Consider the following 25,468-nt stretch of genomic DNA (forward strand, 5'->3'; position numbering starts at 1 on the left):
GAATTATGGGGTAAAAAAGGACTAAATTCTAATGAAGTTATTCATCATAAAATTGGTAAGGGTAATGTTTATTCTAATGGCAATATCAATACTATTCTTAAAAAACAAGGACTGTTCGAAGATATGATGCTACCTGAAACCGCCAACATTAAATGGGTACACCGAAAGTTAAAAGACCTTGATATATATTATCTAACCAATCAAGGAGATAAGCCTGTTTCCTTTAAGGCTTCTTTCAGGGTGAAAGATAAAAGTCCAGAACTCTGGTCTGCATTGGATGGTAGTACTCGTCAGTTGCCAGAATACAGTAATGAAAACCACCGTACCACCGTACCATTACATTTTAATGTTAACGAGAGTTACTTTGTTGTTTTTAAAAACAAAGGAAAGGGAGCCAAAGAAAATTTATCAATGGCATTAAATTTTAAATCCAAAGAGAAGGTGAAGAAATTGGATGTTCTATGGGATATACATTTTAAAAATGAATGGATAGGAACTGATTTTAATCTTGAAAAACAAGCGCTATTGGATTGGACAACTTCTGCAAATGAAAATGTTAAATATTTTTCTGGAACCGCTTCGTATAAAACTTCAATGAGTTTGAAGGCAGAGGATATAAAGCAGTCCTTGTTTTTAAACTTTGAACATGTTGCTGGTATTGCCGAGGTAAAACTTAATGGTGTTGCGCTAGCCACCATTTGGACGACACCTTATACGGTATCCATTTCAGAAGCAGCCAAAGCAGGAGAAAATATGTTGGAAATTGATCTGACCAATAATTGGACGAATCAATTGTTGTGGCAGTACAAGCAGGACGAAGAAGCACGTAAAACCTGGGAGTTTGTAAATGTCCTTGGAAAAAGACCCGACGCAGAACTAATGCCATCGGGTGTATTTGGTAAGGTATGGTTATCTGCCGAAGATTAGTTTTTTTAAAGAGCGATGACTTCCAATGTAACTAAGAAATATATTTAGACTAATTGGGATAAATGAAACGAAAAATGCTCTTATTGTTGGTGTGAAAAATAATTAAGAATATTAAAAAAAACTGTAATTGCTGAATTTCAGAATAGATTGAAAGAAATATCAATTTAATAATGGTGTAAAAGAAGCTTTAAAAACTACTATGACTCATATTTCGAAACCTACCAGGAGCTAAGCCCGTTTTGCGTTTAAATAATCTATTAAAGTAAACATCAGATTCAAAACCAAGTTCAAAAGCAATTTCTTTTTGCGATTTATGGGTATTTAAAAGCAATTCTTTAGATTTTTCAATTTTTAAAAGTAAATGGTATTGGAGTGGAGAAACACCAGTTTGTTTTTTAAAATCTATTCTGAATTTGGAATAGCTAACACCTAATTCTGAAGCTATTTCGGTTAAATCAATGGATGTGGTCATGTTTTTATACATGATGCTTTTGGCTTTAGTTACCATGGAATTGAGATTCTCAATGTTATTTCCTCCGCTTTTTATATTGTAAAATTCAGCCATTAACTGAATACAAATTCCAGATGCTAAATGTTGGTAACCGTAAGATGTCTCGTCAAATAATTTAAAAAGTGCATTAAAATAATTTAATACAGCAGGTTTGTTGCATTTAGAAATAATAGGTTCGTCAGCACTAAAAAAACCATTCGATAAAAATTTGCTAGCAATATCTCCAGAAAAACCTACCCAACGTTCAGTCCATCCAGTACCTTTTTTAGGTTTATATCGATGCCAAACACCAGGGAATATTAAAAAAACATCGCCATCGGTAACTTTTATTTTGCCTGTTATTTTGCTTTCAAAAATACCTTCACCTTTTGTAATTAAAACCACATGAAATTCATTTAGAACGCGTCCTTTGTTCCAAGTAAATACATATTGATCTGGATGATCCATGGAGGGATACTCAGCATATTTTTCTATAACATTTCGTCCTAAATTATTTATGTAAAACCCCCATAATTTATCTTTATCAGAGGTAATTAGATATTTTCTATATTTATTTTCCATATCATTTTATGCAAGTAATATATCAAATTGTTTATTGATAGAAGTAATATTAAAATCGAAATTTATGAATTAGTTCCAATATAAAAATATTTAATTAGTCTCGTGCATGATACTACAGGATAAAGGATTTATAAGTATAAAATATATTTATGAATTAAGAAAAAGACAAATGCTTTTCTTGTTAAAGAGTGAATGTTTTATGAATAAAAAAAAATCTCTAGTTAAAAAATGAAAATCCAACTAAACCGCACCACTTCTTTAAAGTTTCTTCTGTCTTTTTTTACAATAGCTTTTTTGCTTTCTGTTTTCAGTTGTAGTAAAGCAGCTTTGGTAACACTTACAGATTTAAAGTGCGAATACCGCATAAATCCTTTAGGAATAGATAACTCAACGCCAAGGTTTAGTTGGAAGTTGGAAGAAGAAAATCGAACTAGAGGGCAAAAACAAACGGCCTACCAAGTTTTAGTAGCAAGTAGTTTAGAGAAACTAAAGAACAACAATGGCGATGTTTGGAATTCTGGAAAAACAGAAAGTAATCAGTCTGTAAATAATACCTACCAAGGCAATGAATTAGAATCGGCTAAACAATACTTCTGGAAAGTAAAGGTTTGGGATAAAGATGGCAATGCTACCAACTGGAGTAACTATGAAAAATTTTCAATGGGATTATTAAAACAATCAGATTGGAAAGGCAATTGGATTCTTAAATCTAATCAAAAAAAAACCGACCATAATTGGTATAGAAAAAATGTTACGCTTTCAGAAAAGGCTTCATCGGCATTTGTATTTGTAGGTTCTTTTGGATACCACGAACTTTATGTTAACGGGGAAAAAATTACTGAAAATGTGATGAATCCTGTGTCTTCATATATGAAAAAAAGAATTCCTTATTTAACTTATGATATTTCAGAAAAATTAAAAAAAGGAGATAATGTTATCGCTTTATGGCATGCTGCAGGATGGTCGCGTTGGAGAAGAATAAGTGAATACAGAAATATACCTTTTGTATTTAAAGCACAAGCCGAAATAGTAGCTGGAGGAGAACAAATTACGATTAAGTCTGACACCACTTGGAAAACTAAAAAGAGTCATACCAAATATTACGGCGATTGGGACATTCTTCGGTTTGGTGGTGAAACCATAGACGATAGCAAACGAGAAGATAATTGGAATACAGCAGAATACGATGATGGTAATTGGATGAATGCCAGTATATATAATCATGAAGTGTTGAATGCCAAAATTCCAGAAGGAAACAACATAAGTTTTGCCCTAAACAGCAATAACGATAGAGAGGTGCGTGCATTGTATGGTCCAATTACCGCACAATTAAGTGCACAAATGGTAGAGCCTCAAGTAAAGTTTAAGGATATTAAAGCTATTGCTGTTGATAAAAATGATGATGGTACCTACCGCATTGATATGGGCGAGAATTATACTGGATTTTTTGAAATGGACTTATATAATGGTGTTGAGGGAGATTCTATTCTATTCGAAATTACCGATAGAACAGAGGTGAGATCTAACTGGAAACAAAAGAGCAAGTATATTTTTGGAAAATCAGGAAAAGGAAAATTCCAAAATCGTTTTAATGTTGCTGGTGGACGATGGATTACAGTCTGCGGTTTAAAATATCAACCTAAAATAGAAGATGCAAAGGGTTACGTAGTTACCAATGATCGTAGGCAAATTAGCAAATTTGAATCATCTAATGAGCAGCTTAATCAAATTTATCAAATTAATTTAAATACCTACTTAGCGAATACTATGGATGGTATTTTGGTCGATTGTCCACATCGTGAGCGTCGTGGTTGGGGTGAAGTTACAGTAGCCGCCATGTATGGCGATGCTTTGCCAAATTTTGAAAGTGGTGCCTATATGGACCAATACCTACAATTCACCAGAGACGCACAATTGCCTGATGGTAGAACACGTGCCGTAATTAACGAAGAAGACCGTCCATTTTTAATGTGGAAAGCTAACAGCCCATTAACGGTTTGGGAAACCTATAGAATGTTAGGTGAAAAGAAAGTACTAGAAGATAATTATGAATCCATGCTAAAATGGATGACTTGGTTATACGAAAATTCAAATTATGAAACAGGAGGTGCCTTAAAAACTGGAGAACAAGGCTTAAGGGAGTTCCCAGGTTTAGGAGATTGGTGCACACCACGAGGTAATTTCTGGATCAGTAGTAATTCACCTGAAGCGATTCATTTCAATAATTGTTTGTATGCGTTTATGTTGGACAATGCGATGCAGATTTCCGAAGTTTTAGGTAAAACCGAAGATGCTAAAACATTTAAAGATCGATTAAAAGTACAACGAGAAGCGACGCATAAATTATCGTATAATCCAGAAACGGGTATGTACATAAAAGGATATCAAGTTGATCAAGCTTTTGCACTTTTATCTGGCGTAACACCAGCGAATGAAAAAGAAAAAGTTGAAGCGAACCTTGTTGATAATGTGTTATATAAATTTCCGTATTACGATACAGGTAGTTCTGGCCAAGCCTTATATACGCGTTATTTTACGGAATCTGGTGAGCGTATGGATTTAATTTATGAGCTTTTACGAGACAAGCACCATCCAAGTTATGGTTACTTTTTAGAACAAGGAAAAACAGTATGGCCAGAACGTTGGTCGGCTGTCGGAAACAGCCAAATACATACTTGCTACACAGGCATTGGTGGCTATTTTATCAAAGGTTTTGGCGGGATTCGTCCTAATCCAGAACAATTAGGAATCCAAAATATGATTATTAAACCTGCGCCTGTGGGCGATTTAACTTTTGCAAATACCGAATTTGAATCCATGTATGGAATCGTGGTTGTAAACTGGATAAAGGAAAACAAAGGCGCAACATTTCATATTGAAATCCCTATAAATACAACCGCAAAAGTTTATCTACCAGCAACAAGTAAAGAGGGTATTTATGAAAGCGATATTTTGGCTGAGAAAGCTAAAGACATCACCTATGTAGGGACAGAAAAAAACAAAGCCGTTGGTAATTATGTAATTTTTAATGTAACATCTGGAGTTTATAATTTTAAAGTAGATGAATTGCCTCTAACACAATTTCCAGAGCCTTTATCTAACATAGAAAATCTTGCGAAATTAGGACGAATAAATGCGTCATCTATGTTTATTCAAACGGAAAAACTACCTGTTTTTGAGGCTTTTAGAGTAAATGATGAAGATGATGAAACACGTTGGTTGGCTACCGAAACTAAAAATCAATATTTGGAAGTAGAATGGGTAAAACCTCAAACGTTCAATCAAATTATAATAAATGAATATGAAGATAGCATTTCATCATATAAATTGCAATATTGGAAAAATGGCGAATGGAAAGATATCGCAGAAGGAAAAAATTGTGGTGCCAATAAAACCCATCAATTTGATGCCATTGAATCTACAAAATGCAGGTTGTTTATTGTTGATGCAAAACAAGCACCGTCAATTAAAGAACTCAAAATTTTTATTAATAAACAATAACAATAATAATAAAAAAAAGTCATGAAAAACACACGAGAAATGAACAGAAAAATTAGAAAAAGTGGAGTCTTATTGTCCCTCTTTATTCTTTTTTCAATTTCAATAACTTCTGTAAATGCACAATCTCAATGGATTTGGCAAGAAGAAGATGGACCAGCCAATACATGGATGGCGTTTAGAAAAACCATCAATGTGAGTACAGTACCATCAGAAGCATTAGTAAATATAGCTGTAGATAGTAAATATTGGCTTTGGGTAAATGGAGATATGGTATTGTTTGAAGGCGGATTAGCAAGAGGTGCTGCACCAAACACCATTTATTACGATCCCGTTGACCTTGCACCTTACCTGAAAGCGGGTGAAAATACTATTGCCATTTTAGCGTGGTACTGGGGGCGCACACGTAAGTCGCACTTAGATAGCGGTAAAGGAGGTTTATACGTTTCTGCTGATTGGAACGCTGATCTTAATACAAATTCCTCATGGAAAATGAAATTGCACCCAGCCTATGACCCGAATAGTGGCGGTGGTGGAGAGGATAACCGAATCGCTCCATATAATGTGAAATTTGATGCACGAAATGCGCTAGGAGATTGGACAGATAATGCTTGGTATTCAGAAGGCTATGATGACAGTACTTGGGATACACCTGTAGAAAAAGGAGGCATAAATAGTCAGCCTTGGGGCAATTTGGTAGAGCGAGCAATACCACAATGGAACGATAGAGGCTTGACAGATTATCCATCAATGACGGTAAATGGGGCGACAATAAATCTTCCCTATACGAACAACACAGGGTCTAATATAACTATAAAAGCAAAACTCCCATTCAATCAGCAAATTACGCCCTATATAAAGCTTAATGCTACTGCTGGTAAAACAATTGTCATCAATACAGACAACAAAAATCTTCACTTGTTGGAATCTAGGTATATTTCCAAAAGTGGCGTTCAAGAGTTTGAGGGTTATACTTGGTTTAATGGTCATATTGTAGATTATGTAATTCCTGCTGGAGTAGAAGTACAAGAGTTAAAATATCGTTGGACAGGTGTGGGTGATATGACAGGTAATTTTGAATGTAGTGATCCTGATTTAACGCGTTTATGGTGGATGGCTCGTAATACGCTATATATATGTGCAAGAGATGGGTATATGGATTGTCCAGACAGGGAACGTGCCTTGTGGATTGGAGATGTAGGCGATCAAACAGGAGCAATTTTTTATACTTTAGATGAAGCGGGAAGAAAATTATTAAAGAAAGCAATTGACAATACCATAAACTATCGTAGAGGTGATCTTATAGAGGGTTTAACACCAGGTTTTGGGAGCTTTCAAACTAAAAGTGCCGAATTCGTTACACAAAGCCTTCAATTTATAGATCATGTAGTATGGCAGTATTATTATAATACTGGGGATGAAGCCACTATGGCAAATGCTTATCCTGCAATATTGACATATTTAGAGCTGTGGGATATGTTACCTGATGGCACACCGGCAGAAAAATCAGGGGGTGTTAATTGGATTGACTGGGGTAGTGATCCAGACAAGGTAGCCACTCAGGCTACTTGGTATTACATGGCATTAAAAGCTGCCAGAAAAATGGCTGTTGTTCTAAATAAAAATGAAGATATACCCTGGTATGACGGTAGGATGCTAAGTATAGAGCAAGCCTATGAAAATAAATTTTGGAGAGGAGATAGATATGCTACTTCAGGCAATTCAATAGAAGAACGTGTTAGCTCATTAGCAGTATTAAGTGGCTTAGCAGACGAAAGTAACTACAACACCTTGGTAGATGAGGTTTTGTTTCCTGTTAGAAAATCAAGTCCACATATGGAATGGCTAGCCGAGGAGGCATTGATGGTATTGGGGCATCCCGAAAAAGCCTTGACTCGTATGAAAGAAGTTTATAACTTTCAGATTGTAAATCCGAATTTAACCACTTTGTACGAACGCTTTGATACCGATCCGAAGGGTAGTTTAGGTACGCCTAACCACGCATGGAACGCACCTAACTATGTCATGTCGCGTTATATAACGGGTATTAAGGCAACCGATGTAGCTTGGAGTACTTATGAAGTGTGTCCAACTCTTGCTAATCTAACTTCTTTTAAAGCTACTGTGCCTTCTGTAAAAGGAGATATACTAGTTGATGTTCTTGCAGGAAAAACAAATTTTAACCTTAAACTAGAATCACCATCGAACACAATAGCCGTTGTTGGCATACCAAAAACCAATACAGAAATATTTGAAGTAACTGTTGGAGGTGTAACTGTTTGGAAAGATGGTGCATTTGTGGATGGCGTTCCAGGAATCTCTTTTAATAACGAGGATGAAACCTTTTTGAAATTTAATGTGAATCCTGGAATTTGGGAGTTTAATGCAGATGTAATCGTTGACTACGCCCCTGAGATTTCTTTTATAACTCCAAGTGATGGAGATACCTTAGAAAAGGGAGTGGATGAACTAAATATTGAATTGAATGCTACTGATGATGAAGGCATTGAAAAAGTTGAATTGTTTCTTGATGACCAGCTTATAGCTACAAAAACAGACGCTCCTTTTAACTTCTCATCTTCTGATACGCCTGCATTGTCAGACTTAGCTGGTGGAAATTATACATTAAAAGCTAAAGTGACAGATACAGATGGTAAAAGTTCTGAAGCAAGTATTAGTATTAGCGTGCTTGACAAAGCTGGTATTTTTACGAACAAACTATTGTTTTATTTACCACTAGAAAACAATGGTGATGACCTTAGTGGAAATGATAACCACGCCACTATGGGCTCTGCTGTTACGTATGCTACTGGAAAATATGGGGATGGAGGAGTCTTTAGTTATACAGAAGGGTCGTATTTTACATCAGTCGATAATATCTTCGAATACAGTTCTGAAACCGCCTACACCATAGCTTTTTGGTTAAAAGTATCAGATTACACCACACGTGGAGACATTTTGCAGCCTACTAATGGACGTACCTTACTTTATTCTAATGGTGATTTAAGTTTTAGATGTTCTCATCAACAACAGTCTATTTCATTTAATGTAGATGATGCTGAAAAATCCAACTGGTTCCATGTCGCTTTGGTTTTGGATCAAAGGGCAGGACAAAGACAACATAAGTTTTACATTGATGGACAACAACAGGGCAGTATTGCAGAAGGTTATGAATTCGAAACAGGTAAGCCGCAAAGTTTAGGTAAACTTGTTTTCGGGTCATTTTCAGCTACTTCATTGGTCCGAAATTTTACAGGTATGCTTGATGAAGTGTATATGTTTAATGATGTGCTTTCTGAGGCAGAGGTAAATGAAGTGATGAATATTCAGAATTTAGAAGAATACCTAGCAAGTTTAAGTACTGTTGAAAATGAACCTACGTTTAATAAAATAAAATTATTTCCAAACCCAGCCAACCAAACACTTAACATTGTAGGTGCGGATCTACATAATGCAAAAGTGTATGATTTGTCCGGAAGAATGATAAAATCAGTCACTTTAAATAACAATCAGCTGAATGTGTCTTCATTTAAAAATGGAATATATATTATTAAAATGATAGATGCCCAAGGTAGGTCTTACATATCAAGATTTATTAAGCAATAGAGTAAAAAAAAGAGGAATGAGCTTAAATTATAAAAATTATCTTGGTAAATTTCTCTTAGTTGTAATGACTTTTGTGTCTTCTAATTCAGGGTATTCCAATACCTTGAATTGGGAAGATGCACAATGGATTTGGCAAGACCAAGCAGGTCCTGCAAATACGTGGATGAGCTTCAGAAAGACTGTTATAATTAATGAAATTCCAGATGCCGTTGAGGCTCAAATAGCTGTTGATAGTAAATTTTGGTTATGGGTAAATGGAGAACTGGTAATTTTTGAAGGCGGATTATCAAGAGGGCCAAGTCAAGCAGGAGATTGGAATAGAAAAGAAAAAATAACACCAACCAATTCATGGTAGAAATAGCTATGTGTATTGCTGGCAGATAAAGAATCATTATCTAGAATGAAAGACCAGTTTCAAAGTCAAGTTGATGAAGAGAATATGTCCACACTCTATGAAATGTTTCCAAAAGGAGGAAGTTATAATCACGCATGGAATGGCTCGAACAAAATTTTATCGAAATACATAGCTGGGGTTGCGCCAACTAAAGTAGCTTGGAGTGAATATCAAATACTGCCAAATTTGGTGCATTTTAAGCAGTTGAAAAAAGTTATTCCAACAATAAAAGGAAATATTGAGTTAACAATAACATCCAATCAGTCTGGGTATCAATTGGAATTAGATTCGCCTGAGCAAACGACAGCTATTATTGGAATTCCCAAAACCGTTAAGGGAATTAAAAAAGTATTTGTTAATGGTACAAGTGTTTGGAATAAAGGTAAAAAGAAGAAATCTGTTAAAGGGTTTATTTTTGATAGTGAAAGTGCTGATTTTTTAAAATTTAAAGCACAATCTGCTGCATGGCAAGTCAAAGCTATATATGAATAGTTTTTAAAACATTTTTAAGACCTTTTGTAATTATTAAACAGAAAATAAAAATGAAACAAAAAATAAAGGCAAGATTGAAGGTGAATTTAAATATGTTCATCTTCATTTTATTGCTTTCCTGTACTGCCAATACCGTACAAGAAAAACCCTTAGAGTTAACTGTAAGCGAGGGGTTTAAAAATCCATTAGGGTTTTATAATAGCAAGCCTAGTTTTTCTTGGCAATTACCAAATGGTATCGCCTTACAAACAGCGTATCAAATTAAAGTGGCAAGTCAACCAGAGATTTTGCAAGACAATCCAGATTTGTGGAATAGCGAAAAAGTTAATTCAGACCAAACAACTTTTGTAAAGTATGAAGGAATACCCCTTGAATCGAGACAAAAAGTATATTGGCAAGTAAAGTTTTGGGATACTAATAAAAAAGCATCTCAATGGAGTGAGATTGCGAGTTTAGAATTAGGTCTTTTAGAAAATGGAGATTGGAAAGGTAAATGGATTAGCCTACCATCTAATGAACTCAACGAAACCGACAGACATAAACAATTGCTGTTTAGGCCGCAATATATGCGTAAGGAAATAGCACTAAATGAAAAGGTAAAAAAAGCACGACTTTACGTTACAGCAAAAGGGGTATATGATTTTTTTATTAACGGTAAAAAAGTAGGAGATGATGTCATGTCCCCTGGCTGGACACCATATAAAAAACGTATTTCTACACTTACCTACGACGTTACCAATTTATTAGAACAAGGCAATAACACCTTAGGAGCAACAGTTGCCGAGGGATGGTATGGCGGACGGGTTAATCTTAGGTATGTTAATAAAACACCAGAACATCGACCACACTTATTATGTCAGTTAGAAATTGAAACCGAAGAAGGAATTAAAACATTTGTAACAGATAATAGCTGGAAAGTAACGCAAAATGGACCTATACGTTCATCAAAAATCTATGATGGTGAATTTTACGATGCAAATCTTGAGTTAGGCGAATGGAGCAGTAATAATTACGATCACTCAAAATGGTTACAAGTAAGTGAATACAAGATTGCTGATACTATTGCGTTATTACCAAAACGATTTGCGGGTGTAAAAGATATGGATGTATTGTCTGTAAAAAGTATTACAGAACCAGTAAAAGGGCAACCCATTTTTAATTTTGAGCAAAATAATGTAGGTGTGCCTATGGTAAAAGTGCCAATGAAAAAGGGAGATACGCTACGAATCCGTTTTGCAGAAATGTTAAATCCAGATGGCACATTACATACAAAAAACTATAGAGGTGCACGTTCTACAGATTACTACGTAGCAGCTAAGGATGGTATGGTGGAATGGCGTCCTAAATTTACCTTTCACGGGTATCAATTTATTGAATTAAAAGGGTATGCACCTAGTGCAACACCACAAAAAGAATGGGTGTCAGCCATTGTACAGCATACCGATTTTAACCTAAATGGAACATTTACTTCATCTCATGAAAAATTAAATAAGTTGCAAAACAATATCAGCTGGGGATTAAGAAGTAACTTTTTTGATGTACCTACCGATTGTCCACAGCGTGATGAACGATGGGGCTGGACAGGAGATGCTCAAGTAATTGCGCCAACGGCCATCTACAATGCAGATATGTATGCGTTTTGGGCAGGTTATGCACAAAGTTTACGCGAAGACCAATTATCAAACGGCGTAATACCTCCTGTGGTACCAAATTGTTTTAGCAATGAAAAAGGCTATGCAGGATGGGGAGATGTAGGTGTTGTAGTGCCATGGGAACTGTATTTTAGAACTGGTGATATCGGTATATTAGAAGATAATTATGATATGATGTTAGGATGGTTGGATTATTATGCATCAATAACTGAAAACGACCTGCCTAAAGGCGCAACTATTGGAGATTGGTTGCAGCCATATCCAATACCTAAAGAAAATTTTAGGCACATGCGCGGTGGCGATACTCCAGGGAATTTAATTACGGCGGCTTACTACGCATACTCGGTAGAATTAACCATGAAAAGTGCTGAGGTGCTTGGTAAAACAGAAGATGTAAAAAAGTTAAAAGAATTGCATTCTAATCTAAAAAGAGCCTTCGAAAACAAGTTTTTTGATAAAAATGGTCATGTAACAGCAGCTGTAGAAACACAGACGCAATATTTAATGGCTCTGCAGTATGATTTATTATCAAAAGATATAGATCAAAAAGCACTTGTACATTTAAAACGATTTATCGGTGAGTGCGACAATCACTTGCGTACGGGTTTTTTGGGAACACCAATATTGCCATTTGCATTAGATAAAATGGGAGAAGTAGATTTAATGTATACCATTTTATTTCAAGAAACATATCCTTCATGGTTTCACTCTATTAACCAAGGCGCAACAACTACTTGGGAACGATGGGATAGTTATTCTAAAGAAACAGGTTTTAAAGTTGAACCAATGAATTCTTTAAACCACTATGCATATGGCGCTATAGGTCAATGGCTTTATGAGCGTGTGGCAGGATTGAAGCCCTTAAAAGCAGGTTATAAAGAAATAGGTATTGCGCCAATTCCTGGAGGACCATTAACTTCAGCTAAAGCAAGTTATAATACCCCATATGGTAAAGTAAGTTCTGCATGGGAAATTAATAATGGTGTATTCGAGTTACAAATAACAGTACCATCTAATACCACCGCTCAGGTAGAAATACCATTAAAAGAAAACGCGCCATTGTATTTAAACGATGCAGAATTTAAAACAACACCAGAGGGCACATTACTAGAGCAAACCAAAACAGCTTACATCATAAAAGTGCTACCAGGTATATATACCTTTAAAACAGACTATAAATAACTAAAGATTTTAGATAAATAGTTAAAAATAAATAAATGACAATTGCTAAAGATATACTAAACGCTATTTGTAAAAAGAGCATTGCAATATTGCTTTTAGTAATAACCTTTTGTGATTATAAACCAAAACAAATCGATAAAGACATAGCACTACAGCCAATGTTGCTGTTTATTTTTGCAGACCAGTACCGTCAAGACTCGTTGGGATTTTTGAATGAAGCCCCTTTGTACTTAACAAATTTAGACAAACTGAGAAAAGAAGCTAATGGTTTTTATTCATTTAATGCATCACCAGGTTTTGGTTTAGAAATAGATACCGATCGATTAAAAAAAGTTAGTGAATTATATATTGAAGTTTAGAAAATAAAAGATAAGTAACAATGGTAAAAGTAGGATTATTTGGTATTGGTTTAGATACCTATTGGCCTCAATTTGACGGCTTGTTAGAGCGTTTAGAAGGGTATCAACAACAAATAGCCAATAAAATGGAGAGGTTTGGTGCTGAGGTTATAAATGTAGGTTTGGTAGATTCACCGGTAGTAGCAAGAGAAAAGGCACAGGTGTTAAAGACAGAAGATGTCGATATTCTTTTCCTATATGTTTCAACTTATGCTTTATCATCAACGGTTTTGCCAGTAGTTCAAAAAGTAAAATGTCCTATAGTGATATTAAACATACAACCTGTGGCAGCCATAGATTACGAGAGTTTTAATTCATTGGGAGATAAAGGAAAGATGACAGGAGAGTGGTTGGCACATTGTCAGGCCTGTTCTGTGCCGGAATTAGCGAATGTTTTTAATCGTTCAGGAATTGATTATGAATTTGTAACAGGATATCTTGATGAGCAAGCCGTTTGGGATGAGATTCAAGACTGGATTGATGCCACAAAAGTTGCTGTTGTAATGCAAAATAATAGACTAGGTGTTTTAGGGCATTATTATGGAGGTATGTTAGACGTATATTCAGATTTAACCAAGCAGTCTTCAGTATTTGGTACGCACATAGAAATTGTAGAAATGTGTGAAGTAAAGAAATATCGAGATTCTGTTACATCATCTGAAATAGAATCAAAAATATTAGAATTTAGAAGTGCTTTTGAGGTTTTAGATACTTGTGAAGAAGGCGAATTAATTAGAGCAGCAAAAACTTCCATAGCGTTAGATAAATTAGTTGAAAAGCATGATTTAGGTTCCATGGCTTATTATTATGAAGGCGAAATTGCTAACGAATACGAAAATATTGCAACCTCCATAATAGCAGGAAATACATTGCTAACAGGTAAGAATGTACCAGTAGCAGGAGAGTATGAGGTAAAAAATGCACAAGCCATGAAAATTATGGATGCTTTTGGTGTTGGAGGTTCGTTTTCTGAATTCTATGCCATGGACTTTAATGATGATATCGTGATGTTAGGACATGATGGTCCTGCTCATTTAGTCATAGCCGAAGGCAACGTGCAATTGGTACCCTTACCAGTATACCATGGGAAACCAGGGAAGGGTTTATCCATTCAAATGACCGTAAAACATGGCCCAGTTACCTTATTATCGGTTGTAGAAGGTAAAGATGATGTGTTTCTATTAGTGGCAGAAGGCGCATCTGTAGAGGGGCCTGTATTACAAATAGGAAATACCAATAGCCGTTACCGTTTTTCAATAGGTGCAAGAGCGTTTATGAACGAATGGTCTAAACAAGGGCCTTCGCATCATTGTGCTATTGGCGTTGGGCATATTGCCAATAAAATCGAAAAATTAGGTAATTTATTAAAATTACGAGTCGTTCGTATTTGTTAAAAAACCAAACCAATATAAAATTATGCAAGCAATTTTAGGCGTTTTATTTCACTCATTAGGTGGTATCGCAGCAGGTAGTTTCTACATGCCTTATAACAAAGTAAAAGATTGGGCTTGGGAAACCTACTGGATGGTTGGAGGTGTTATGTCTTGGTTAATAGTGCCACCATTAGCAGCATGGTTAACAGTACCTGGATTTCCCGATATATTAGCTGCTAGTTCTAGTACTATTTTAGGAATTACCTTTTTAATGGGCTTACTTTGGGGTGTTGGAGGACTCTCTTATGGATTAGGAGTTCGGTATTTAGGCATGTCTTTGGGGAATTCTGTAGTTTTAGGCTTTTGTGCCGCTTTTGGGGCCATTGTACCTTCCATCTATTATAATTTTAATCCTCAAGAAGGGAAAACAACTTTTACAGATATGCTTGACTCTACCGGTGGACAAGTTGTTTTATTAGGTGTTTTGGTGTGTCTTTTAGGTATTGCACTTTCTGGTAAGGCAGGAATGCTAAAAGAAAAAGAGCTTTCTGATGAAGAAAAGAAAAAAAGTGTTTCAGAGTTCAATTTGGTTAAAGGATTAGCGGTAGCCATTCTATCGGGTATTTTAAGTTCTTTTTTTAGTTTTGGTATAGAGGCAGGAAAACCACTTGCAGATGCTGCGGTAAAAGCTGGGTATGATCACTTATTTGCTAATAACGTCACTTTTATTGTCATCCTTTGGGGAGGTTTAGCTACTAATTTAGTTTGGACAACTATCTTAAGTATTAAAAATAAATCTTACAAAGATTTTACAAATACTAATACACCAATCCGTAACAACATACTATTTTCTGCATTGGCAGGAACCATATGGTTTCTACAATTCTTTTTTTATGGAATGGGCGAGAGTAAATTAGGAAATGGAGCCAGTTCATGGATTTTACACATGGCTACCATTATTTTAACTGCTAATCTTTGGGGAATTTATAGAAAAGAATGGCAAGGTGTTGCTAAAAGAACCAAGGTTACTATTACTCTTGGTATTTTTACCATACTCCTGTCAGTTGTGCTAGTTGGTATCGGAAACTCTATTTAATTCCCGCTTAAAATCATAAACCATCTTTTTAATAATTTCTTTTGGGTCTCCATCCGATAGGCTTTCGAACGAGACGTAACCACGAAAGCCGTGTCGCTTTATAATTGCGGCCATTTTGGACATATCAGTTCGTTTTTTTTCCTGATTGTGATACACATGTTCTTTGATAAACCAATAATTGGCAAAAGGTGCCAGTTTTTCGGCTTCAGCATACGGATCGTTCGTAGTACGCAGGCCAGAAATATCTAGAATAAGTCCGAACCATTCCGAGTCAACCCGCTCAAGAATATCGATTACTTCATCGGCCGTAAATAAGAACTCATTATGGTTCTGTAAGGCAACAATGACACCTGTTTGCGCGCCATAATTGGCGCAAATTTTGTATTCTTCAACTAGCCATGCTTTCACTTGTTCTTTGGTGTATCCATCAGGAAGGTTTCTACCCGTAAAAACTCGTAGAATAGAGGAGCCAATTGTGGACGAAATAGCGAGCCAGTCTTTAATCATTTCCCGATCAGCTTTTCTGGATTCTACATTTGCGGTTACGAAGTTGTTTCTCACACCTGTCCATGAGATGTTCAATCCAAGCTCCAATGCCTTTTTCTTTAAAGCGAAAATTTCTGGTTTTTTAGGAAGACTTGGATAAGAGGAAAAATAATAGGCGGTTAAATCGACAGCATTGAGGCCAATATCCGACGCAAATTCCATCATATCAAATAAGTCCATCTCGCCACTACGAAATTCGTCATTAAAAGAATAGGCATTAACGCTGTACTGTACCCGTTGCGCAATAGGTTCAACTGGGTCTTTAGTAGCAGCACTCAAAATTGTAGGCGCTGCAAAAAGAGCTGGAGCCAATGCAAGTTTCGAAGGGCATCTCTTCTGTTAGTTTTCATAATATTTTATTTGTTCATTAAATCGATTACTTTTTTCCAGACCTCTTCACTTACGTTCATTCCTTTTTTTTGATTTTTAATTTTGTTAATGAGTGATCGTTCACCAGGATAATAGGTCTTTCCATTCGGTTCGGTAGGCGTTACATCTTTGGTGTAAGCTATGATTTCTTCTGTAAGTTTTTCCTGAAGCGTAAAATCATTATAGGTATTAGGATTAATGCATAGGTAAATTTGAGATACTCCATATTCGTGTGGTTCTAATCCAAGTTTATAAGTGGATTTACCAGCCGAAAGTAGGGTGGCGAGCATATCTAAAACCATAGAAAGTGCAGACCCTTTCCAATAGCCTATCGGAAGTCCACTTTTAGTCGTCAAAATGTCCTCCGCATTTTTTTAAGATTGCCGTTGGCGTCCCATCCGCCATCAAAAGGTAAAGGTTGCCCATTCAACTTGTATTCATTCATTTTGCCAAAAGAAAATTGGGTCATAGCCATATCAAGTACAATTTGACCTTTTTTTCTAGGTATAGAAATAACTAAAGGATTGTTTCCAAGCCTTGCCTCTTTACCACCCCATGCCGGCATGTTAGGTTCTGTATTGGTAAACAGAATACCCATACAGTTTTGTTTTGCCATCATCCAACCATAATAACCTGCTCGCATCCAATGATTCGTGTTTCGAAGAGCGACTAATCCTATTCCGTTTTCTTTGGCTAACTCAATCGACCGATTAGTACATTTTATAGCATTAATTACCCCAGAGCCTAGTTTACCATCCCATCGTTCAATGCAGCCAAAACTTTCTACCTTTTCGGCTTCAATGTCTTTCAAGATTAACCCTAGTTTAAGTTGTTCAATGAAAAAAGGAACCCTATTGATACCATGTGAATTTACACCATGCAAAGTATTTTCGGTATGCACCTCCGCCAATAGTTTCGCATAGTCATCATTGAACCCATATTTACTAAAGAGCGTAGCAAGTACATCATTCATTTCTTTACTTTGGATAGTTATGGTCATTTGTTCCTTTTTTTTATGGTATAGGCCTCAATTCCATGTGTCAAATCAAAATAATGTTTTTCGTCATTATCTTCGACGATTTGCTTTGGGTTGCTTTCTTGAGGATTAAAAGTAATGCAAATTCTTTATAAATTTAAGTAAGCCATATCTAAAAATATTGTTTTCAGCATTTAAGGTACCATATGGATTTTACACATGTCTACCATTATTTTAACTGCTAATCTTTGGGGAATTTATAGAAAAGAATGGAAAAGTGTTGCTAAAAAAACAAAAAGAATCATAACAGCTGGAATTGTTGCGATTCTTTAATCTGAAGTTTTGGTAGGGATAGGGAATTCTTCATAATAATTAAGTTTTAAAAGGGCACTACTTTTCAGGATACAGCAGGATAGAAAATAGTTTTCAATTAATGAAATTTGATATTATCAATATTTAATTTACTTTGCTATGAAAATTACCATGCTTACTTTTTTGTGTTTTATAACCATAACTTCCATACAAGCTCAGGTAAAATTATCTACTGATTTCACAAACGAAAGTGAAAAGAAACTTCCAATACACGATGTTTGGAATGTAGCTAACAGGATTAGTCCAACTAATGGATCAAATATTCGTTCAGGTCTTAAAATGAATATCGTTAGAATGATTGGAGGAATAAGGAAAGTTGTAGATGGAAATTCCTATAAAGATTTAGATTTCGACCCTTGTATATACGATTCAATAAACAACATTTATGTTTATAGATGGGAACCTCTTATTGAAAGACTCGATAAAGTAGTTAATTCACAAACCGAGATTTTACAAATAGCTTTAGATCAGCCACCATGGGCTTTTCAACACGGTTATACGTTCATTCCAGAAGGCACAAGAGACAATGTTAATTTTCGCGAAAATGAAAAAATGTCCATTTACGGAAATTCATTACCACCAGCAGATAAACAAGCTTATCATGATTTTATAAAAGCATTAATGACTAAGTTGGTTGAAACTTATGGCGAAGAAAAAGTCTTATCCTGGCGTTTTAGAGTAGGATCGGAAATAGAAACTCCAGATCATTGGTTTGGCACGAAACAAGATTTTATAGAACACTTTGCAAATACCGAAAGCGCAGTTAGGTCAATATTACCAGATGCAAAAGTAGGTTTGCACACCAGAAATCCAGGATTTTTATATAGAAGCGGAACAGAGTTAAATTATAAAGGAGAACCGTTTGCATCTTTTATTGAAGGACTTATAGACTATAATTTTGATAACAATATAAAGTGTGATTTTTGGGGGCTTTCGGATTATATTGTAATGGGGAGCACAAGTTTAAGAGATATGAATGGTAAATACGATAAAAATTTTGCCCCTTTAATTAATAACCCCAAATGGAACCCTGAAACATCAATAGATATTATGGAGTATAAAACCGTAACTACTATGAATGGTGCCGATGGTAAAGGTACAATAGGCTGCGAAACCTCACATAGAGATATAGTAGAATTGATTTTTTCAAACACCTATTATAAGAATAAAGATAAAGGCTTAGAGTTTATTTATAGATGGGGTAACAGAACAGATAGTGAAGACCCTTCAGGTATAAAAGAGTTAAATATGATGCTAGATTTGGTTCGTTATGAAACTAGCATAACAGGTAGTCCAAATACGTCTACCAATGAGTTGGATGCTATTTTTGCTAAAAATGACTCTGAAGATGAATATGATGTGTTAATTTATAATTATAATAGTAGTAATTTAAGTTATAGAGACAATGAATCTGTAGATGTTTCATTTACTACAAATTTACCTGCTGGTTCATCATTATATTATAGGAGCAAATCATATGGGAAAGAGAATAACAAGCTTCAGAATTTTTTAATCAATAATTCAAACTATGTTATGAGTGGTTTTGATGAGAAAGGGGAACCAGATCGTACCTTAACGGAAGAAGGCTATACTGCATATTTAAATTATGAAAATCCAAGCCCTCATGTATTTAGTGAATGGAAAAATGTTACAACTAATGCACGAACCGATGGGGGTTCAGGATCTGAGGTTAGTTTAAATACAGAAATAGGGTCTTTTGCTTTTGAAAAATTTGAATTTAGACCTGAGGCATTTTTTGTAAAAGCAATTTCTCCAGCAACTTTTGTGTGGACGACTACGGAAGATTTTTCTGATTGGTTTGCTGTTAATGGAGGGATGACAATTAATACAGATAATGATAAATTAAGTGTGGCTTATTCTTCAAATGCTTCTTGGCCCATGGTAGCAATAACTGGCCTAAATATAAATGCTAGTCTATTTGGTACTTTAAGAGTGGTAGTGAAAAATAGTACAGAAAAACCAGATCTTCAAATGGCACCAAATGCCCCAGGTACAACATTTGTAACGGGAAGAAAAAAAGAAACCATACCTAATGATAACCAATGGCATACTTTAGATTTTGATTTAATTAATTGGGGTTTATGGACTGGTACTATTACTGAATTTAAATTTTATAATAATATCAGTTCCGGTAGCATTGTTTTTGACAGAATAGAGTTTATACCGAGAGCAAATATTGAAACACATACCATTACAATAAGTAAAGAAGGTCAAGGTCTATTAAATTATAGTAGTGGTACGGCATTCGCTGGGCAAGAATTTACTTTAAATGCTATTGCAAATGAAGGTTGGGAGTTTGAACGTTGGGAAGGCGATGTTATAAGTAATGACACCCCTTTAGCAATAACTGTTGCATCAGATTTGAATATAAAAGCGGTGTTTTCTAATGGTGGACTATCTGTTGCAGAACATAGTATAAATAAGTTAAATGTATTTCCTAATCCTAGCAATAACGGGGTTTTTAACATAAAAACACAAACACCAGATAATTGGGAAGTATATACCATAACCGGAAGAAAAGTACTTTCAGGACATGGGAATAAGGTTAATATATCATCATTTTCAAAGGGCATCTATATTTTAAAAATGGAAAAATCTTTTGCAAAACTAGTGTATTAATCTACATGAATTAAAAAGTAAAATAAAAACTGAAATGAAAAACGTTGTACCATCATTAATTGACTTTAAGGTAAATCGTTTATTCGTTTTAAAGTGTATTTTGTTATTAGCAATTTGTAGTTTAAATAGTTGTGGTCAGGAAAACCAAAGCGACTCTAGTGAAGACTTGTTTAGAAAATTCCAAAACCCATCCGCAGAAGCAAGACCTTTTGTACGTTGGTGGTGGAACGGTAATAAAGTAAAACCAGATGAATTAGATAGACAGTTAGAATCACTAAAAAGTGTAGGTTTTGGCGGCGTAGAAATTAATCCTATTGCTATGCCACCAGCCTTTGATACAAGCGAAGAATCTTTGGTTTGGATGAGTGATGAGTGGATTGATATGGTAGTTCATGCCGCAAAAAAAGCCAAAGATTTAGGTATGATTACCGATATGATAGCTGGTACAGGGTGGCCATTTGGAGGCGAATTTTTACATGAAGAAGAAACGTGTCAACGTATGGTAACAGACCAGATAACCTATAAAAGCGGGGATGTAATTGGAATAGATGAATCTTCATTAATTAAGTTATTTAAGGACAAGAACAAAAATAGTCGTGAGCAGAGACATGTAAGTAAGCGCACGACATATAAGTTGGCCAATGTAAATCTTGTGCCAGAAAACTGTTCGGATGTTAACCAAATCGTAAATTTAGATACATATATTGAAGAAAACGGCAAACTATCTTATACCATAAAAGAACCTGGGAATTATTTATTGAGCTATAACTTAATTCAACAAAATTTTAGAGATGTTACCTTAGGTGCTCTGGGAGGTGCTGGCCCTGTAATGGATCATTATAAAAAGGAAATGACCTTGGCCTATTTAAACAGATTAAAGAAAATTTCAGAACGCTCGGGCATTCCGCTTAATCAATTAATAAGAGCTATTTTTTGCGATAGTATTGAAGTATCTGGAGCCAACTGGACCGATGGTTTTGAGACCATTTTTCTGAATACCTACGGTTATAAACTGGATAAATGGATGCCTTTTGTGTTTTATTCTGCACGCGGTAATTATTCAAATGATACCTATTCCGAAAACTTTTCATCTCAATTTAAAGATGAATTAAAACGCGTTCGGTATGATTATAACAAGCTATTAGTAGAATTGTTTTTAGAAAACTTTACACAAACCTATAAAGATTTTTGTGAAGAAAACGGCGTTTTATGTCGATATCAAGCCTATGGAACGCCGTTTTTAATGGGCATGCTAGATGGCTATATGATACCCGATATTCCAGAAAGTAACAATTGGATTTATTCAGCAGAAATGAAAGATTCTTTATGGCAATGGAATCAAAGTCATGGCTATATGACATGGAATATGTACGCTTCTGCAGGCGCACATTTAACAGGGAAAAAAATAACAAGTGGAGAAACGATGACCAACACACGTGGTGTTTTTAAAATGACTCTTGAAGAGATGAAACAACATGATGATATCAATTTCATTACTGGAATAAATCATTCTGTTTTACACGGTTATAATTACTCTCCAAAAGAGGTGCCTTTTCCGGGTTGGATACGTTATGGAGCTTATTTTAGCGAACAAAATACATGGTGGAAGCACCTAAACCATTGGGTAGATTATAATGCACGATTATCAGCTGTATTTCAAAATTCACAAGCCGATAAATCTATTGCTATCATCGGTCCAACATCCGATTTGTGGGGAAATAAAGGTTTAGCCAGAGAGCCTTTTCATATGGAACCTGAATATCTATACAAACTTTGGGAGCCTATTAGTCAATTAGGGTATTCATGTGAGTATATTAATCAAAATGTTTTAACTAAAGCTGTAATAGAAAATGGTCAAATTTCCTTTGGGAATATGACGTATAAATTGTTGGTTTTGGCAAGTTTAAAATCCATTCATTCAGAAACGGCATCAGCTATTAAACAATTTGTGGAGTCTGGAGGAAAAGTAGTAGTAGTTGATGGACTTCCAGAAAAGTCACTACACTTTACTGATTTTCAGAAAAATGATGAACTAGTAAAACAGATGATGGAGATGTTATTGACTAAACACCCCGATTCATTTATTAAATTAAATCAACCAGACACTTTAGAAGAATTATTACCATGGACTAAAAATATTCTAGAACAATCAGGTCTAAATCCAGATGTAGCAATAAGCAATCCAACAAAAAAAGTATACCAAATTCATCAATATACCGATGATAAGGATATTTATTTCTTTACAAATGTGCATCGATTTGAAACCACAACTTTTCATGCAAAATTCCCTGTAGAAGATAAATATCCTTGGGTTTGGAATCCAGAAACTGGCGAACTCAAACCACATTTTTATGCTTCAAATGCTAATGAGTTGGCAATTGTTTTAAATCCATTAGAATCCTTATTACTTGTTTTTGAAGATGAAAAACCAACCAAAAAAGCAGAAAAAGAAGAAAGTCAAGTTAAAAGTTCAAAAGTAATTGATGGAGATTGGACTGTAATAGGACATCACGTAGACAATAAAACTTACACTTGGAATATGACAGAACTTGTCGATTTAAGTCAATCAACAGAAACCACACAAAATTCATTTGCAGGAGAAATTATCTATAAGACAACAATAAATAATACAGAAGATTTTACACACATAGAATTAGGTGATGTCAATGAAGGTATAACAGAACTATATGTAAACGGTCAAAAAGTGGGTAAGCGCTGGTATGGTAAGGCTATTTATCCAGTAGAAAGTTATTTAGAAGAAGGAAATAATAATATTGAAATCCGTTACACAACAGTTTTGGCTAATTATTGCAAATCAATAGATAACCCCTTAACAAATCGTTGGACAAAGGCATATAGCGACAAAGTGTCAACAGGTTTACAGGGGCCTGTTAAATTATTAGTATGTAGATAAAGCATGACTGTGCAGGATAATTTTTATAAGGCATTCTAATACCTTTCACTTTGAATAAAAATGTAACATAAATTTTCAATTAATAGTATTATAATGATAAATAAACAAGCACTATTTTTACTAGCATTTTTGACCATTTTCTGTGTGTCATGTCATCAAGTTTCTACCTCAAGAACACCAATGGCTTTTGAGAAACTAACGATTGATTCAAAAGAAAATCCACAAACTATAGAAAGTGAACAGCCACTTTTTTCTTGGATTGTGAATGTTGAAGGGATTAATAAATCCCAATCGGCATATCATATTTTAGTAGCATCTTCAGAGGATAAATTAAATGAAGAAGATGCGGATTTATGGAATTCTGGTAAAATTAGTAGTGATAAATCTGCTTTTGTAAAGTACAATGGAAAAGCTTTAAAAGCGCTGCAAACTTATTTTTGGAAAGTGATGATTTGGGATGAAAGAGGAGACACATCTGCATGGTCAGATGCTCAGACCTTCCAAATGGGACTAATGAATCAAGAAAATTGGGGAGTTTCTAAATGGATTACTTTAAACAAAGATACTAGAACATCGCAACATCGTTTTAGAGATTACAAAACAGGTGGCATGAAAAAACCAGAACCTGTAGATGGTTTTGCAGCTAGCTATTTTAGAAATGAAGTTGATATCAATAAAAATATTAAAAATGCACAGGCTTATATATGTGGTTTAGGGTATTACGAATTGTACTTAAATGGCGAAAAAGTAGGCGACCATGTTCTAGATCCTGCACCGTCAAACTATGATAAGCAGGCCTATTATGTAAATTATGATATTACAAGTGACCTTAACTCTGGAAAAAATGCTTTCGGAATTATTCTAGGAAATGGGTTTTATGGACAAAATATTTCTTGGAAACGCGATCCAGAATCGGATAAAGATTTGGCTTACGGACCTCCAACCGTCAAGCTTTTAGTGAAACTTAAATATGAAGATGGTACAGAAGCTGATTTTTATACCGATGAAACTTGGAAAGAAGCCACAGGCCCTATCGTATTTAATAATATTTATGGCGGAGATACTTACGATGCAAGATATGAATTAGGTAATTGGGCTTCGGTTGATTTCAATGACGAAAACTGGGGGCAAGCCAAAGAGGTTACTCCAGAAATAAAAAAAATAAGTGCGCAACAAATGCCACCCATAAAAAAGTTACAAGAGTTTGAGCCTCAAAATGTATTTAAAGGTGCTGATGGCGAATGGATAGTAGATTTTGGTCAAAATATTGCCGGTTGGGTAAAGTTAAACGTGAAAGAAAAGGAAGGTCAACTTATTGAAATTATTACTACAGAAGCTTTGTTAACTAACGGAAAAGATATTTTTCAAGGCTCTACAGGTGGCGGTGCCAACGGAATGGCTCAAATTTATAAATACATCAGCAAAGGCGATGGTTTAGAATCTTGGGAGCCTAAATTTAGCTATCATGGTTTTAGATATGCAAAAGTTAAAGGAGTTTCTACAAAGCCAGATGCCGATATGATAAAAGCGGTTTTAGTGGCTACCGATATTCAAGAAACAGGGGGTTTTTCATCTTCAGATGAATTGCTGAATAAAATGCATAGCATTAGTAAATGGACTATTGTTGATAATGTACATGGTATTCCTGAAGATTGCCCGCATCGCGAAAAATGTGGCTGGTTAGGAGATGCGCATGCCTTTTGTGAATACGCGCTTTACAATTATGATATGTATGATTTCTATAAAAAATACATGGAAGACATCCGTACACAAATGCGTCCAACTAAAGGGCATAATAACCCAGATATTAAGTTCCAAGTGCCAACAATGATTGCTCCAGGAAAGCGTACTTCAAGCTATGCAAAAATAGATTGGGGCGTTGCTACAATGTATTTACCTTGGTACAATTACCTGTATTATGGCGATGATACAATTGTTAAAGAATATTATGAAGCTATGCG

The 25,468-nt window shown here is 35.2% G+C and carries 16 protein-coding genes; 12 read left to right on the forward strand and 4 right to left on the reverse strand.

Annotation, left to right across the window (positions count from 1 at the left end; translation table 11 throughout):
- Positions 1–927, forward strand: a 927-nt coding sequence (locus tag WBN21_RS11165; RefSeq protein ID WP_424200280.1) for a glycosylhydrolase-like jelly roll fold domain-containing protein, incomplete at its 5' end; no start/stop codon positions are given.
- Positions 928–1,114: 187 nt separating this feature from the next.
- Here WBN21_RS11165 and WBN21_RS11170 read toward each other — a convergent pair.
- Positions 1,115–1,999, reverse strand: coding sequence for an AraC family transcriptional regulator (locus WBN21_RS11170; RefSeq protein WP_424200282.1), 885 nt, complete (start codon positions 1,997–1,999; stop codon positions 1,115–1,117).
- A 228-nt stretch (positions 2,000–2,227) separates the two neighbouring features.
- Here WBN21_RS11170 and WBN21_RS11175 point away from each other — a divergent pair, with 228 nt between their 5' ends.
- The 8 genes from WBN21_RS11175 to rhaT are packed head-to-tail and all read left to right on the forward strand — an operon-like array spanning position 2,228 to position 15,690.
- Positions 2,228–5,500 (forward strand): family 78 glycoside hydrolase catalytic domain, encoded by a 3,273-nt coding sequence (locus WBN21_RS11175; RefSeq protein ID WP_424200284.1) that lies wholly within the window; start codon positions 2,228–2,230, stop codon positions 5,498–5,500.
- Between the two features lie 21 nt (positions 5,501–5,521).
- The gene (locus tag WBN21_RS11180) at positions 5,522–9,103 is read left to right on the forward strand and encodes a LamG-like jellyroll fold domain-containing protein (protein ID WP_424200286.1); all 3,582 of its coding nucleotides are present in this window, start codon (positions 5,522–5,524) and stop codon (positions 9,101–9,103) included.
- A gap of 16 nt (positions 9,104–9,119) precedes the next feature.
- The gene (locus WBN21_RS11185) at positions 9,120–9,458 is read left to right on the forward strand and encodes a hypothetical protein (protein ID WP_424200288.1); all 339 of its coding nucleotides are present in this window, start codon (positions 9,120–9,122) and stop codon (positions 9,456–9,458) included.
- A gap of 15 nt (positions 9,459–9,473) precedes the next feature.
- Complete coding sequence (locus WBN21_RS11190; protein WP_424200290.1) at positions 9,474–9,989, forward strand: hypothetical protein; 516 nt, start codon at positions 9,474–9,476, stop codon at positions 9,987–9,989.
- Positions 9,990–10,039: 50 nt separating this feature from the next.
- The gene (locus WBN21_RS11195) at positions 10,040–12,823 is read left to right on the forward strand and encodes a family 78 glycoside hydrolase catalytic domain (RefSeq protein WP_424200291.1); all 2,784 of its coding nucleotides are present in this window, start codon (positions 10,040–10,042) and stop codon (positions 12,821–12,823) included.
- A gap of 35 nt (positions 12,824–12,858) precedes the next feature.
- On the forward strand, positions 12,859–13,182 hold the full coding sequence (locus tag WBN21_RS11200; protein ID WP_424200292.1) for a hypothetical protein: 324 nt from the start codon (positions 12,859–12,861) through the stop codon (positions 13,180–13,182).
- A gap of 20 nt (positions 13,183–13,202) precedes the next feature.
- Entirely contained in the window at positions 13,203–14,615 is a 1,413-nt protein-coding gene (locus WBN21_RS11205) for a hypothetical protein (RefSeq protein ID WP_424200294.1), read from the forward strand.
- A 22-nt stretch (positions 14,616–14,637) separates the two neighbouring features.
- Complete coding sequence (gene rhaT / locus WBN21_RS11210; protein ID WP_424200296.1) at positions 14,638–15,690, forward strand: L-rhamnose/proton symporter RhaT; 1,053 nt, start codon at positions 14,638–14,640, stop codon at positions 15,688–15,690.
- Here the strand turns inward: rhaT and WBN21_RS11215 are convergent.
- The 3 genes from WBN21_RS11215 to WBN21_RS11225 are packed head-to-tail and all read right to left on the reverse strand — an operon-like array spanning position 15,664 to position 17,605.
- Positions 15,664–16,548, reverse strand: coding sequence for a sugar phosphate isomerase/epimerase family protein (locus WBN21_RS11215; protein ID WP_424200298.1), 885 nt, complete (start codon positions 16,546–16,548; stop codon positions 15,664–15,666). The two genes, rhaT and WBN21_RS11215, sit on opposite strands and share 27 nt — an antisense overlap.
- 44 nt (positions 16,549–16,592) lie before the next feature.
- Positions 16,593–16,961 carry an Ldh family oxidoreductase gene (locus WBN21_RS11220; protein WP_424200300.1) on the reverse strand — a complete coding sequence of 123 codons (369 nt, stop codon included), beginning with the start codon at positions 16,959–16,961 and terminating at the stop codon, positions 16,593–16,595.
- Positions 16,958–17,605, reverse strand: coding sequence for an Ldh family oxidoreductase (locus WBN21_RS11225; RefSeq protein ID WP_424200302.1), 648 nt, complete (start codon positions 17,603–17,605; stop codon positions 16,958–16,960). The genes WBN21_RS11220 and WBN21_RS11225 overlap by 4 nt, the downstream gene beginning before the upstream one ends.
- A 447-nt stretch (positions 17,606–18,052) precedes the next feature.
- On the opposite strand from WBN21_RS11225, the gene WBN21_RS11230 reads away from it, so the two are divergent.
- The 3 genes from WBN21_RS11230 to WBN21_RS11240 form a co-directional block, all read left to right on the forward strand.
- Positions 18,053–20,593 carry an InlB B-repeat-containing protein gene (locus WBN21_RS11230; protein ID WP_424200304.1) on the forward strand — a complete coding sequence of 847 codons (2,541 nt, stop codon included), beginning with the start codon at positions 18,053–18,055 and terminating at the stop codon, positions 20,591–20,593.
- A gap of 34 nt (positions 20,594–20,627) precedes the next feature.
- A complete protein-coding gene (locus WBN21_RS11235; RefSeq protein WP_424200306.1) occupies positions 20,628–23,507 on the forward strand; it encodes a glycosyl hydrolase in 2,880 nt (959 codons plus the stop codon).
- 93 nt (positions 23,508–23,600) lie between these two features.
- Positions 23,601–25,468: family 78 glycoside hydrolase catalytic domain (locus WBN21_RS11240; protein WP_424200308.1), on the forward strand; the 1,868-nt coding region annotated here is incomplete at its 3' end.

The organism is Algibacter sp., from assembly GCF_049667265.1.
Classification (GTDB): Bacteria; Bacteroidota; Bacteroidia; order Flavobacteriales; family Flavobacteriaceae; genus Algibacter_B.